General features: G+C 68.9%; 10 protein-coding genes and 3 pseudogenes. 10 read left to right on the forward strand and 3 right to left on the reverse strand.

What is annotated here, in order from left to right:
• The first annotated feature begins 78 nt into the window (after window positions 1-78).
• The 7 genes and pseudogenes from OHU89_RS46255 to OHU89_RS46285 all read left to right on the forward strand — a co-directional run bounded on the left by OHU89_RS46255 (window position 79) and on the right by OHU89_RS46285 (window position 9,085).
• On the forward strand, window positions 79-1,128 hold the full coding sequence (locus OHU89_RS46255) for a substrate-binding domain-containing protein (RefSeq protein WP_405652018.1): 1,050 nt from the start codon (window positions 79-81) through the stop codon (window positions 1,126-1,128).
• Between the two features lie 68 nt (window positions 1,129-1,196).
• On the forward strand, window positions 1,197-2,411 hold the full coding sequence (locus OHU89_RS46260; protein WP_405652020.1) for a Gfo/Idh/MocA family protein: 1,215 nt from the start codon (window positions 1,197-1,199) through the stop codon (window positions 2,409-2,411).
• Between the two features lie 31 nt (window positions 2,412-2,442).
• Window positions 2,443-3,450, forward strand: coding sequence for a sugar phosphate isomerase/epimerase family protein (locus tag OHU89_RS46265; RefSeq protein WP_405652022.1), 1,008 nt, complete (start codon window positions 2,443-2,445; stop codon window positions 3,448-3,450).
• A gap of 535 nt (window positions 3,451-3,985) precedes the next feature.
• Window positions 3,986-5,137 carry an inositol-3-phosphate synthase gene (locus OHU89_RS46270; RefSeq protein WP_405652024.1) on the forward strand — a complete coding sequence of 384 codons (1,152 nt, stop codon included), beginning with the start codon at window positions 3,986-3,988 and terminating at the stop codon, window positions 5,135-5,137.
• 102 nt (window positions 5,138-5,239) lie between these two features.
• Window positions 5,240-5,598: pseudogene (locus OHU89_RS46275) on the forward strand (alkaline phosphatase family protein); the annotation flags it as partial.
• The gene (locus tag OHU89_RS46280) at window positions 5,595-6,758 is read left to right on the forward strand and encodes a sugar phosphate isomerase/epimerase family protein (protein WP_405652027.1); all 1,164 of its coding nucleotides are present in this window, start codon (window positions 5,595-5,597) and stop codon (window positions 6,756-6,758) included. The pseudogene OHU89_RS46275 and the gene OHU89_RS46280, both read left to right, overlap by 4 nt.
• Window positions 6,759-6,964: 206 nt before the next feature.
• A complete protein-coding gene (locus OHU89_RS46285) occupies window positions 6,965-9,085 on the forward strand; it encodes a PQQ-dependent sugar dehydrogenase (protein ID WP_405652030.1) in 2,121 nt (706 codons plus the stop codon).
• A 52-nt stretch (window positions 9,086-9,137) separates the two neighbouring features.
• On the opposite strand, the gene OHU89_RS46290 is transcribed toward OHU89_RS46285, so the two are convergent.
• Window positions 9,138-10,175, reverse strand: a complete 1,038-nt coding sequence (locus OHU89_RS46290) for a hypothetical protein (protein ID WP_405652032.1) — start codon at window positions 10,173-10,175, stop codon at window positions 9,138-9,140.
• Window positions 10,176-10,318: 143 nt separating this feature from the next.
• Here OHU89_RS46290 and OHU89_RS46295 point away from each other — a divergent pair, with 143 nt between their 5' ends.
• From OHU89_RS46295 to OHU89_RS46305, 3 genes and pseudogenes are all read left to right on the forward strand, one after another.
• Window positions 10,319-10,714: a VOC family protein gene (locus tag OHU89_RS46295; protein ID WP_405652034.1), complete on the forward strand. Its 396-nt coding sequence runs from the start codon at window positions 10,319-10,321 to the stop codon at window positions 10,712-10,714.
• 141 nt (window positions 10,715-10,855) lie between these two features.
• Window positions 10,856-10,993, forward strand: a pseudogene (locus OHU89_RS46300) (toxin Doc); the annotation flags it as partial.
• Window positions 10,994-11,209: 216 nt separating this feature from the next.
• Window positions 11,210-11,323: pseudogene (locus OHU89_RS46305) on the forward strand (toxin Doc); the annotation flags it as partial.
• A gap of 44 nt (window positions 11,324-11,367) precedes the next feature.
• On the opposite strand, the gene OHU89_RS46310 reads toward OHU89_RS46305, so the two are convergent.
• Together OHU89_RS46310 and OHU89_RS46315 are read right to left on the reverse strand one after the other, a co-directional pair.
• Window positions 11,368-12,342: an NmrA family NAD(P)-binding protein gene (locus tag OHU89_RS46310; protein WP_405652036.1), complete on the reverse strand. Its 975-nt coding sequence runs from the start codon at window positions 12,340-12,342 to the stop codon at window positions 11,368-11,370.
• Between the two features lie 277 nt (window positions 12,343-12,619).
• Window positions 12,620-13,321: an SDR family oxidoreductase gene (locus tag OHU89_RS46315; RefSeq protein ID WP_405654947.1), complete on the reverse strand. Its 702-nt coding sequence runs from the start codon at window positions 13,319-13,321 to the stop codon at window positions 12,620-12,622.
• Window positions 13,322-13,371 lie beyond the last annotated feature (50 nt).

The following is a 13,371-nucleotide window of genomic DNA, read 5'->3' on the forward strand; positions in this document are numbered from 1 at the left end:
GCGGCCCCTGACCCCGCCGTCCGGCACCCCCGCCTTCCCCAGCCGACGTACACCGCCCAGTCGAAGGGTCGATCCGCCATGGCAAGAACCCCCGCCACCAGCCGCAGAGCGCTGCTGTTCGGCACCGCAGCCGTTTCCGCCGGCGCGTTGCTGACGGCCTGCACCAGCAATGAGCCCAAGGACCAGGAGCCGGCCGCGGACAACGCCGCCCCGGTCGCCGACAACAAGCCGGGCAAGGCCGTCACCATCGGCTTCGCCGGACCGCAGGCCGACCACGGCTGGCTCAACGCCATCAACGACAACGCCAAGTCGCGTGCGAAGAAGTACTCCGACGTCACGCTGGAGATCACCGAGGGGTCCAACGACACCGCCCAGCAGATCGGCCAGATCCAGACCCTGATCAACAAGAAGGTCGACGTGCTGGTGATCCTGCCGGCCGACGGCAAGGCACTCACCCAGGTCGGCCTGCAGGCCATGAGGGCGGGCATACCCGTCATCAACCTGGACCGCGTCTTCGCCTCCCCGCAGGCCTACCGCTGCTGGATCGGCGGCGACAACTACGGCATGGGCCTCAACGCCGGCCACTACATCGGCGAACAGCTCAAGGACACGAAGAACGCCAAGGTCGTCGAACTCGCCGGCCTCGACAACCTGGAGCTGACCCAGCAGCGCACCAAGGGCTTCGACGACGCCCTGAAGAACTACCCCAACATCAAGAAGGTGGCCCGCCAGGCGGCCGACTTCACGGTGGAGTCCGGGCAGGCGAAGATGGCGCAACTGCTGCAGGCCCAGTCGAAGTTCGACGCGCTGTGGAACCACGACGACGATCAGGGTGTGGGTGCGCTGCGGGCCATCGAGCAGGCCGGCCGCGACGACTTCCTGATGGTCGGCGGCGCGGGTGCCAAGTCCGCGATGGACGCCATCAAGGCCGGCGACAGCGTGCTCAAGGCGACCGTCCTGTACCCGCCGACGATGGCCGCCTCCGCCATCGATCTCGCCCGGGCGCTCGGCCAGGGCAAGGGCGTCGGAGGCCTCGCCGAGTTCGAGATCCCGTCCTCGCTGACCCTCTACTCGGCCGTGGTCACCAAGGACAACGTCGACCAGTACCTGCCGACCGGCTTCATCTGACCGGGCCGGGCCGTGCGCCCCGCGAACACAGTGATGAGTCAGTGACACTCCGACGAGGAGGAATCCGTATGGAACAGAGGGACAGTCGGACCGCACCGCCGGCACTCGGCGTGGGCATGGTCGGCTACGCGTTCATGGGCGCCGCGCACTCACAAGGGTGGCGCACCGTCGGGCGCGTGTTCGACCTGCCGCTGCGGCCGGTCATGGCCGCGATCGCCGGCCGCGACGCGCACGCCGTGCGGGCGGCGGCCGACAAGCATGGCTGGGCCGCGACGGAGACCGACTGGCGCGCCCTCATCGTCCGTGATGACGTACAGCTCGTCGACATCTGCACACCGGGCGACAGCCATGCGGAGATCGCGATCGCGGCGCTGGAGGCGGGCAAGCACGTGCTGTGCGAGAAGCCGCTGGCCAATTCGGTCGCCGAGGCGGAGGCCATGACCGTGGCCGCCGAAGCGGCCCGCTCGCGCGGGCAGTTGGCCATGGTGGGCTTCAACTACCGGCGGGTGCCCGCCCTCGCCTTCGCCCGCCGGCTCATCGCCGACGGCAGGCTCGGCACGCTGCGCCACGTGCGGGTCAGCTACCTCCAGGACTGGCTGGTCGATCCCGACTTCCCGCTGACCTGGCGGCTGCAGCGGGAGCACGCGGGGTCGGGGGCGCTCGGTGACCTCGGCGCGCACATCGTCGACCTCGCGCAGTACCTGGTGGGTGAGCTGCTGGTCGGCGTCTCCGCCCAGATGGAAACCTTCGTCAAGGAGCGTCCCCGCCTCGACGGTGCCTCCTCGGGCCTGTCCGCTTCCGGCGGCGCCCAGCGCGCTCCGGTGACGGTCGACGACGCGGCCGTCTTCACCGGCCGGCTCGCCTCGGGGGCGCTCGCCACGTTCGAGGCGTCCCGGATGGCCTCGGGGCGCAAGAACGCCCTGCGGCTGGAGATCAACGGCGAGCACGGTTCGCTCGCCTTCGACCTCGAGCGGCTCAACGAACTGTCCTTCCACGACCACCGGGAGCCCGCCGCCACGGCGGGGTTCCGCAGGATCGTCGTCACCGAGGCCGAGCACCCCTACCTGGAGGGCTGGTGGCCGCCGGGCCATGTGCTGGGCTATGAGCACACCTTCGCCCACCAGGCCCGCGACCTGGTCGAGGCCATCGCGTCGGGCACTGACCCGATGCCGTCGTTCACCGACGGTCTGCAGGTGCAGCGGGTGCTCGCCGCGGTGGAGGAGAGCGCGCAGAAGAACTCCGTCTACACCCCTGTCCAGGCCGTCGAGGCCGAAGTCCGCTAGAGAGCCGTCAGGAACCCCGCTCGGAGGCACCATGCCACGCCCGTTCACCCTGTTCACCGGTCAGTGGGCCGATCTGCCGCTGGAGGAAGTGTGCCGACTGGCCGCCGAGTTCGGCTACGACGGCCTCGAACTCGCCTGCTGGGGCGATCACTTCGAGGTCGACAAGGCGATTGCCGATCCGTCCTACCTGGCCGGGCGGCATGCCCTGCTGGAGAAGTACGGCCTGAAGTGCTGGGCGATCTCCAACCATCTCGTCGGCCAGGCCGTGTGTGACCACCCCATCGACGAACGGCACCAGGGCATCCTGCCCGCCCGGATCTGGGGCGACGGGGAGCCGGAGGGGGTACGCCGGCGGGCCGCGGCCGAGATCACGGACACGGTGCGGGCCGCGGCCGCCTTCGGCGTGGATACGGTCGTCGGGTTCACCGGATCGTCGATCTGGCATCTGGTGGCGATGTTCCCGCCGGTACCGGAGCGGATGATCGAGCGCGGTTACGAGGACTTCGCCGAGCGCTGGAACCCGATCCTGGACGTGTGCGACAGCGAGGGCGTCCGCTTCGCCCACGAGGTCCATCCGAGCGAGATCGCCTACGACTACTGGACCACGAAACGTGCCTTGGAGGCGGTGGACCACCGGCCGGCCTTCGGGCTCAACTTCGACCCGAGCCACTTCGTCTGGCAGGACCTGGACCCGGTCGGCTTCCTCTACGACTTCCAGGACCGGATCTATCACGTCGACTGCAAGGAGGCCCGCAGGCGTCTGGACGGGCGCAACGGGCGGCTCGGCTCCCATCTGCCCTGGGGGGACCCGCGGCGCGGCTGGGACTTCGTCTCCGCCGGGCACGGTGACGTCCCGTGGGAGGACGTGTTCCGGATGCTGCGTTCGATCGGTTACGGCGGGCCGGTCTCCGTGGAGTGGGAGGACGCCGGCATGGACCGCCTCGTCGGCGCGCCGCGTGCGCTCGCCCATCTGAAGCGGTTCGACTTCGACCCGCCTTCGGCGTCCTTCGACGCTGCCTTCGCAGGCGGCGACAACTAGCGCTCCGCGGCGCATATCGGCTCAGCCCGCGCGTAGTTGGAGCGCCGGCGACCGCAGCTGCCTGCCTGTGACCTGGTGAGAGCCGGCCGGGTCGGTGCCCGGTGGCGGGAGAGCCGCCGGGCCGGTCCGGGCTGCCCTGACACCACTTTGTCCTGATCAAGGAAAAAGTTCGTCGCTTCGGTGCGCAGAGGGTTCCGGTCAAGGACGAACGGGGCTACGGTCCCTTCGTGCACAACCACCCCACAGTGGTTCGAAACTGACGGCGCATTCAGGTCGCACGGCGCACGGCTCGTGCGACCGGCCACGGAGGACGTCCCTGCACGGCGCAGGGCTACGACCCTCACGTATCCCGCATCTCTCACCGGCGGCCCTTTGCCGCCCCCGCGCAGGCCGTAACCGCGCCGAACACGGAGGAGTCCTCCTGGGCCGCGGCCGAAGCCGCCCCAATGCCGGCGGTGGATGGGGAGGCTCCCGGGCCCCCAACCCACCGTCCTCCACACCACATCGGTACCTCGACATGGCAGGGAGGCAGTCCGTGAGCAACGACCGGACAGCATCGGAATCCCAGACCGGCGGGCGGACCGCACACACCGGCGTCTGGTTCGTCGGAGCCCGCGGATCGGTGGCCACCACCGCCGTCGCCGGATGCGCGGCGGTCGCCGCCACCCTGCATCCGCCGACCGGCATGGTCACCGAGACGCCACCCTTCGACGGCACCGGCCTGCCGCCCCTGGCCTCACTCGTCTTCGGCGGCCACGACACCACCCACTGCCCGCTGCCCAAGCGAGCCGAACACCTCACCGAAGCAGGCGTCCTCCCGCACGGCCTCGCCCCCGCCGTGCGCGCCGAACTCCAGGCCGCGGACGAGGAGATACGGCCGGGCGGCCCGCTCCCGAACGACCCGCGCAGCGACGAGGAACTCATCACGGACTTCGCCGCCGACCTCACCTCCTTCCGCGTGCGCAACGCGCTGGCACGGGTGGTCGTCGTCAACGTCTCCTCCACGGAGCCGCTGCCCGCGCCCGACGCCGTACGACTGCCGCCCAGCTCCCTCTACGCGGCCGCCGCCCTGCGAGCCGGCTGCCCCTACGTCAACTTCACACCGTCCACCGGGCTGCGCACCCCGGCCCTCACGGACGCCGCCGCAGCCGGCGGGCTTCCTCACGCGGGCCGTGATGGCAAGACCGGCCAGACGCTGCTGCGGGCCGTGCTCGCCCCGATGTTCGTCCAGCGCGCCCTGCACGTGAGGGCCTGGTCCGGCACCAATCTGCTGGGCGGAGGCGACGGGGCGGCGCTGGCCGACCCGGGCGCGGCCGCGGCGAAGAACGCCGGCAAGGAACGCGTCCTCACCGAAACCCTCGGACACACACCGCAGGGCGAGGTGCACATCGACGACGTGCCGGTGCTCGGCGACTGGAAGACCGCCTGGGACCACATCGCCTTCGAAGGCTTCCTCGGCTCGCGCATGATCCTCCAGACCATCTGGCAGGGCTGCGACTCGGCCCTGGCCGCACCGCTCGTGCTGGACCTGGCCCGCCTGGTCGCCCGCGCCCACGAGGCAGGCCTGTCCGGACCGCTGCCGGAACTGGGCTTCTACTTCAAGGACCCCGACGCGGGCCCGGCCGGCCTCTCGGAGCAGTTCACCGCACTGCTGTCGTTCGCCGACCGCCTACGGGAGGCGCAGTGACCCGCCCCCTTCCATCCCGCCTCACCCCACCCCCGCCGCCCACTCCCGAGCAGCAGGACCGGCCCGAACTGCGCCGCGTGGACAACGACGTCGAGCGGTTCGGCCCCGACGACGCAGATCCACCGCAAACCCGGATACGGCCCCGTCCAGCTGTCCACGGATCCCGAAGGCCCCTATGTGGGGCTCAAGTTGGCCAAGGCGGTGGCCGACAAGAAGCCCGGCATGCGCCACCGGCTCGCCGTCGTCCCCATGACCCACGACGCCTCCGCGGCAGCCACGGCCGCCTCCCCACGAGCGACGACGAAGGTCCGCTCGTCCTTGACTCCACCCCCCGTGCAGTGTCCGGCCGCGTCGCGGCCACCGAAGTGAAGTCCCTTCTCCTGCGCCTCGTCGGCCTCGCCTGGGACGGCAGCCGTCAGGCATCCGCAGCACCGCGACAACGAAAGAGAGAACCCCTGTGACCGCGTTCAACGACGAAGCCGTCACCAGCGACGACCTGCGCCGCGCACTCGGCGTCAGCCGCCGCCGTTTCCTCACCACCTGCACGGCCGTCACCGGCGCGGCGTTCGCCGCCCCGGTCTTCGGCGCCGCACCCGCCCTGGCGCAGGACAGATCCGCGGCCGCCGGCGATGACCGGGGCCGTTCCGCTCTGGTCCCGCCGCACAAGCGCGGCATCATCCTCTACACCGTCCGTGACGCGGTCGGCCGCGACCCGCTGGCCTCCGACCTGCCCTCCGGCTTCCGCGAGGTGTTCAAGCAGCTGTCGCGCTTCGGGTACCGCCAGGTGGAGTTCGCCGGCTACGGCCAGCACGCCAACGCGCCCGGCGGCGCCGACCTGGGCACCGTCCAGGGCGCGAAGCTGCTGCGCTCCTGGCTCGACGAGTACGGGCTGCGGGCACAGGGCAGCCACGGGTTCATCCCGCCGTCCTGGCCCCTGACACCGTCCGACCTGGACACCTTCAAGCGCTGGTTGGAGATATCCAACATCCTCGGTATGGAGCACATGGGCACCGGCGCCGACCCCACCAACACCCCCTACCGGGCCGACTGGGACGCCGCCGCGCAGAAGTGGAACACCCTGGGCTCCATCGCCCGCCGCGAGGGCATCAAGCTCTACACCCACAACCACGACGCGGCCTACGACTTCCTGCTCGACGGCGGCCCGCTCGACGCCCAGGGCCGGCCGACCCGCAGCTCGGGCATCCGCAAGCTGGAGTACTTCCTGAAGGCGACGGACCGCAAGAGCGTCTATCTGGAGCTGGACGTCTTCTGGGCGCACGTGGCCCAGTACAAGTTCCACACGTACACCGCCCACGACGGCTCGCAGCGTAAGGACGTCTTCGACCCGGCCGCACTCGTGGTCCGCAACACCCAGCGCTTCCCGCTCTTCCACGCCAAGGACGGCGTCGTCAACCTCCAGAGCGGTATGGGCTACGACATGGTGCCGTTCGGCACGGGCGACATCGACTACCGGAAGTTCTTCACCCGGGTCGGTGCGAAGAACTACCACAACCCGATGGTCGAGCAGGACAACGCACCGAGCACGAGCGTTCCCGGCCAGTCACTGGAGTTCGCCCGCATCGGCTACGGCAACCTCGCGGCCCTGCGCGCCTGCAACTGACTCAGCGTCACCCGTAGTGCCCGCCCGGCGCCTTGGCGCCGGGCGGGTTCCCCCGGGCGTGCCCGAAAGGACCGGAATTCCCAAGACGAACTTTCCTCGAAAAGGTTGAAACTTTGTCCTTGACGAGTTGAAAGTGTGCGCCCTAGCGTCCAACTCACGCATTTCGCCTGGCTTTTCACCCGCCGGCCAGACCAAAGGAGTTCTGAGTGCGCAACAGACGGATCGTCACCCTCGCGGGGGCGGCTGCGCTGGCCGGAGCCGTCGGGCTCCTGCCGCTCACCCCGGCCCAAGCCGCCAAACCGGACCCCGCCCCGCCGGCTTCGTCGGACTTCCAGAAGGTCACCCTCAACGACCGCCCGGGCGAGCCCATGGCCCTGGCCGTCCTGCCCGACCGGCGGGTGCTGCACACCGCGCGCACCGGAGAGGTCCGCATCCACGACCCCAAGAGCGGCGTGAACTTCCTCGCCGCCGACATGAAGAAGAGCCCCGCCGGGCTCTACCAGCACGACGAGGAAGGCGTGCAGGGCATCGCCGTCGACCCCGGCTTCGCCAAGAACCACTGGGTCTACCTCTACTACTCGCCCCGCCTGGACACCCCCATGGACGACCCGGCCACCCCGGGCGTCAACGAAGGCGACGCCCCGCAGTTCGGCACGGCCCAGGAGTTCGCCAAGTACAAGGGCGTGACCCGGCTGTCGCGGTTCAAGCTCGTGGGCAACAAGCTCGTCTACGCCACCGAGCAGAAGATCCTCGACGTGCCGGCCGACCGCGGCATCTGCTGCCACGTCGGCGGCAAGATCGACTTCGACCACAAGGGCAACCTGTTCCTGTCCACCGGAGACGACTCCAACCCGTTCTCCTCCGACGGCTATGCCCCGCTCGACGACCGCGCCGACCGCAACCCCGCCTACGACGCGCGGCGCACCGCGGGCAACACCAACGACCTGCGCGGCAAGGTCCTGCGCATCAAGGCCAAGTCCAACGGCGGCTACGCCATACCGAAGGGCAACCTCTTCGCGCCCGGCACCGCGAAGACCCGCCCCGAGATCTACGCCATGGGCCTGCGCAACCCGTTCCGCTTCGGAGTGGACGACAAGACCGGCGAGGTCTACGTCGGCGACTACTCGCCCGACGCCAACAGCGCCAACCCCAACCGCGGCCCCGCCGGCCAGGGACGCTGGATGGTCCTCGACCGCCCCGCCAACTACGGCTGGCCGTTCTGCGTGACCCAGGACATGCCCTACCAGGACTACGACTTCGCCACCCAGACCTCCAGCGGCGCGTTCAACTGCGCCAAGCCGGTCAACGACTCGCGCCACAACACCGGCCGCAGTGAGCTGCCCCCGGTCACCGACGCGGAGATCGTCTACGGCTACGGAGCCTCCGCGGAGTTCCCCGAGCTCGGCACGGGCGGCATCGGCCCCATGGGCGGCCCGGCGTACAACTATGACAAGCACAACAAGGCCCAGAACCGCTGGCCCCAGTACTTCGACGGCAAGCCGCTCTTCTACGAGTGGACCCGCGACCAGATGAAGGCCATCACCCTTGGCAAGAAGAACGAGGTCCTGAAGATCGAGGACGCGATCCCCTCGATCACGACGGACGGCCCGATCGACGCCGAGTTCGGCCCCGACGGCGCCCTGTACGTCCTGGAGTACGGCACCGGCTACTTCGCGGAACTGCCCGAAGCCCAGCTCTCCCGCATCGACTTCACGCGGGGCAACCGCACCCCGGAGCCCAAGGTCGCCGCGGATGTGGTCAACGGCACCAGCCCGCTGACGGTCCAGTTCTCCAGCGCCGGCACGAAGGACGCCGACGGTGACGCCCTGCGCTACGCCTGGGACTTCGACGCCAACGGCACCGTGGACTCCAGGGAGGCGAACCCGAAGCACACCTTCACCGACAACGCCGTCTACGACGCCACGCTGAAGGTCACCGACAGCACCGGGCGTTCGGCCTCCGCCTCCGTTCCCGTAGTGGTCGGCAACAAGGCGCCCACCGTCTCACTCACCACCGACCCGGCCCCGCACGGCGGCACGCCGTTCCACTGGGGCGACACGGTCACCTGGCAGGTCACCGTCACCGACGACCAGCCGGTGGACTGCTCCAGGGTCAGCGTCTCGTTCATCCTCGGCCACGACTCGCACGGCCACCCGCTCTCCACGAGCAACGGCTGCTCCGGATCGTTCGTGACCTTCGTGGACGGCGGTCACTCCGGTTCGGACAACCTCAAGGCAGTCTTCAACGCCACCTACACGGACTCGCCCCCCGACGGCCTGCCGTCCCTCTCGGGCAGCGCCGAGGTCGCCCTGACACCGGCCGACTGATCCAACGCGACGACACCGCAGCGGGGCGCCACCATCGGCGCCCCGCTATCGGTCAGGCAGTCCAGAGACGGACCACGCCGTCGTCGAGCCGCAAGAACTGCCGGGCACCCGGGTGGTAATGCGTGGGGGAGAAGTCGGGAACGGTGCCCAGGAGCTTCCCCTCGGCCGGATCCCATATCGACAGATCGGTGTCGCCACTACTGAACAGGTGAGTGCCGTCGCTGAACAAGCGGCCGGCCGGACCCTCGAACGCAAGCAGTTCCACGGCCAGCGGGCTGCGCGGTTCACTCTGAACGGCTCGACTCGTATCGAAGATCCGTGCCCCGGACGGCACGTCATCGTAGACATCACTGATACCCACGACGGCGACCCGGGCCGAATCGATCCAGGTCATGCCATGGTTCCAGGCGTCGCCCCGGTCGCAGACATCGAGTCGGCTCGGACCGTCCTCGGACTCCCAGACATTCCCTTCGACCCAGGGGTAGAAATCCCACACCACAGGGATCCCGGCTGGATGCCACACCCAGCCGTCGTCCAGGATCCGCTTCCCATCAGGGCTCATGTACAGCGCGCCGTGGAAGTAGTCGAGATCGTGTTCCGGCGCCGGGATCGAGCGGTTGGTCAGCAACGCCCCCGTTTGCGCGTCCGACACATCCAGGCGGTTCCAGCCCGTGCGGTGGATCACCACACAACGCCCGCGACTCTGCGCGAACTCCAGTGAGAACGGCACTGTCTCTTCGTTGTCACCATGGTTGTCCAGTTCCAGGGTCCAATCGCCGGTTTGGAGGTCGACCACCTCGCCATAGCGGCCGAAGTCGTTGACCACCGCGGCGAACATGCCGTCGTGGGAGGCGTGCAAGTGCCTGCGGAGCTCGAAGTCACCGAATGTCTCGTGATCTTCCTCCGGAACCTCGGTGGCCGCGAGGGTCTCGTGATCACCGCTGGCCACGTCCCACCGGCTGACCGTTCCGTCCTCGCTCAACGTCAGCCAGATGAGCCGATCGCTGCCAGGCACGGGCGCCACATCGACGACAGCCCCCAAACGCGGTGGCACCGGGATCTGACTGACGGCATCACCGCTACCGATCATGGTTTCCCCCCGCTCCCCAAAACCGACGCGACAGCATATCCGGGCGGGACTCACCGCCGGATAAAGAGAGTTGCGGCCTTCTCGCGTATCTGATGAGCGGCACGGGCAATACCCTGAGCCCGTCCGCACGATCGGGGAGAGGCATGACAAGTAGGTTCACCGAGTTGGTCGTTGACTGCCACGATCCGGAGCGCCTCGCGGCCTTCTGGTGCGAGGTCCTGGACTTCAAGGTGATCGACCGGAGCGAGGGCAAGGTGGAGATCGGCTCCTGGGAGCCGACCGTCGAGGATGTTCGGGCCCGCCAGATGCCGCCCACCTTGGTGTTCATCCAGGTACCCGAGGGCAGGACCGCGAAGAACCGGCTTCATCTCGACGTCAGTCCGATCGACGGCAGCACCGTGGACGAGGTGACCCGATTGCTCGGCCTCGGCGCCACCAAGACGGATGTGGGCCAGGGCCCGGACCGAAACTGGGTGGTCATGGCAGACCCCGAGGGCAACGAGTTCTGCGTCCTGCGCACGCTGGCCCCGCAGACCTAGATGATCGATTGGCGCCAGATACGGAGACGCCTCGTCGGCGCCCCTTGATCTTGATCAACCGGTGAGCCTTGTCCCGCCACCGGTGCACAGAAGGGATCGTGGCATGTCCAGCGACCGTCTCATGCGCATCCGCAGCGCCGAGTCGCCGCGGTCGCCCGGCACAAGATGAAGCTGCCCACCCTTCAGGCCGCCGCCCCGGACGCCGCATGGCGCGCCGCGGCGCTCATACACACCATCGTCCGGCTTGAGCCTCTTCCGTACCGAAACAGCCTGTATGCCCCCCCGCCGAGCGCCCGGGCGGAGCCACGGCCGCCTGATGCACCTGCACATCGACGTCTCCTGGCTCCTCGACGTCCAGGAGGCCGCCCTCGGCAACGGCGAGGACATGTCCGTCGCGGACTACTCGGCTCTGGTCGCGCAGGCAGTTCATCGCGGGTGCGAGCCACTGGGCCGACCGGCTGCGCGGGGAGTTCGACGACGCCTTCCCCGACGAAGGGCGAGGGCATCGACCCGCCGTACGGCGCCCTGTCCGATCTCGTGCGCAAGATCCGCGACACCCGCCTGCGCGTTCCCGAGGTCGCGGACCAACTGCGCTCCTGGAGGATCTGACCGGGGTACAGAGATCTTGGTCGAGACCCCGTCTACCAGGAGTATCAAGCCGAAGCGAGCTTCCGGATGCGCGGATGGTTTTCCAGTGCCCATCGCACAGTCTTCGGCGGGCGTCCGAGCAGGGTTTCCAGTTGGTCGGTGGCGCCGCGGTATCCGCCGCCGCCCATCAGCCGGGTCAGGGTCTTGAGGTGTTCCGCGGTGTGCGGGAACGCGGCCAGGGCGGTGTCCACGTAGGTCTCGTTCCAGGTTTCCACGTCTTCGGGAACGTAGGTGACCTGTCGTCCGAGCGCGGCCGCGTAGTCCTCCGCGAAGCCGTGCATGTCTTTCAGTTCGGGGCCGTTGAGGTCGTAGGACTTGGAGATGTGCGGCGCCGGATCGGCCAGGATCTGCACGCACAGCTCCGCCACGTCGTAGCCCGCGATGGGCGCGAGCTGGTGGTGGCCGAAGGGCAGACGCAGTTCGCCGTGGGCCAGCGGCTCCAGTGCCAGCCAGGTCATCAGGGGGTTCTCGACGAACATGGCCGCCCGGATGTTGACGGTCGGGAGGCCGGACCATTCCAGCACCTGCTCGGCGACCCAGTGGGCCCGTTGCTGCGGCGACCAGTCCGCGATGAGTCCGCCGAGCCAGGAACGACGTTCCTCCTCCGGTGCGGTCATCTTGTCGAACGTCATGAACGACTGCTCGTACTCGGAGATGTTGACGAAGACCTCGATGTCGCCCTGGGCCCGCGCCGCTGCGGCCATCAGGCTGACGGCGTCGGTGTAGTACGGCGACAGGCTCATGCTGAAGTAGATGCGCCGCACCCCCTTCAGTGCGGCGGTCACGTCGGCGATGGTGAGCAGGTCGCCGACGAAGACCTCGGCCCCTGCCTGACGGAGGGAGTGCGCGCGTTCGTCGTCCTGGCGTACGAACGCGCGCACCGGGTGCCCTTGTCCGAGCAGCATTTCGACCATAGTTCGGCTCACACCACCGATCTCGCCGGCGGCACCGGTGATCAGGATGGGGTTGCGCTCCGGCATCAGTGTGTCCTCTGTCTGGTTGGGGTGGGTCAGTGAGTCGGCTGTTCGAAAAGGACGCAGACCAGGGTCTCGGTCAGGACTCCCGGTCCGCGGGGGATTGCCAGGCGCCCAACTCGATGGGCGCTTGCGCGTGAGCTGCGGGTTGCGCTCTGTCCGGAGGGCGCGCGGGACGCTCCTGCTGTGGCCCACGACGACCGCTTACCCGGCTGCCGCCAGTGCCCCGAACCGGTGACGCCAGGGGTGCCAGGGTGGGTCTTCTTGAAATCGGGGCTCCGTGCTACTGCTGCAGCTGGGCGTACATCGCTTCCAGGTCGGCGGACAGCTGGGACTTGACCCAGCGGGTGGTGTCGTCGGCCAGTACCTCGTGCGCGCCTGCCTCGATGCCGTCGAGTGCGGCGACGGCGATGTCGCGGGGGTCGGCCTTGGGTGCGTCGACGCCCGAGGTCATGTCGGTGTCCACGTAGGCCATGTGGAGCCCGGTCACCGCGATGCCGCGCGGCTGCAACTCCAGGCGCAGGGAGTTGCTCTGCGACCACAGGGCGGCCTTGGAGGCGCCGTAGGGCGTGCCGTCGGCGAGCCAGGACAGGGCGGAGTGGGCGTTGAGGATGTGTCCGCCGCCGTTGCGCTCGATGATCGGCACGAAGGCCCGGGTTACCAGCAGTGGCCCGTAGAAGTTGGTCTCCAGATCCTGGCGCACGTCCTCCATCGGGGAGTTGAGGTACGAGGCGCGTACGGAGGCACCGGCGTTGTTGATCAGGATGGTGACGTCCTGGGCCTGCTCGGCAGCGGCCGCCACCGATGCCGGGTCGGTGGCCTCGAGCGGCAGCGGAACGGCATCGGGGTGGGTCACCGAGCGCGGGTCACGGGCCGTGGCATAGACCTTGCCGGCCCCGCGTGCGTAGAGCTCCTCGACCAGCATCTTGCCGATGCCGCGACTGCCCCCGGTGACGAAGACGCTGGCGCCCTTGATTGCTGTCATGACTGCCTCCATGAAGAATAGAAACCGATCGGTTTCCATCACCGTAAACC

Origin of the sequence: Streptomyces sp. NBC_00019 (assembly GCF_045041015.1) — a bacterium.
Taxonomy (GTDB): domain Bacteria; phylum Actinomycetota; class Actinomycetes; order Streptomycetales; family Streptomycetaceae; genus Streptomyces.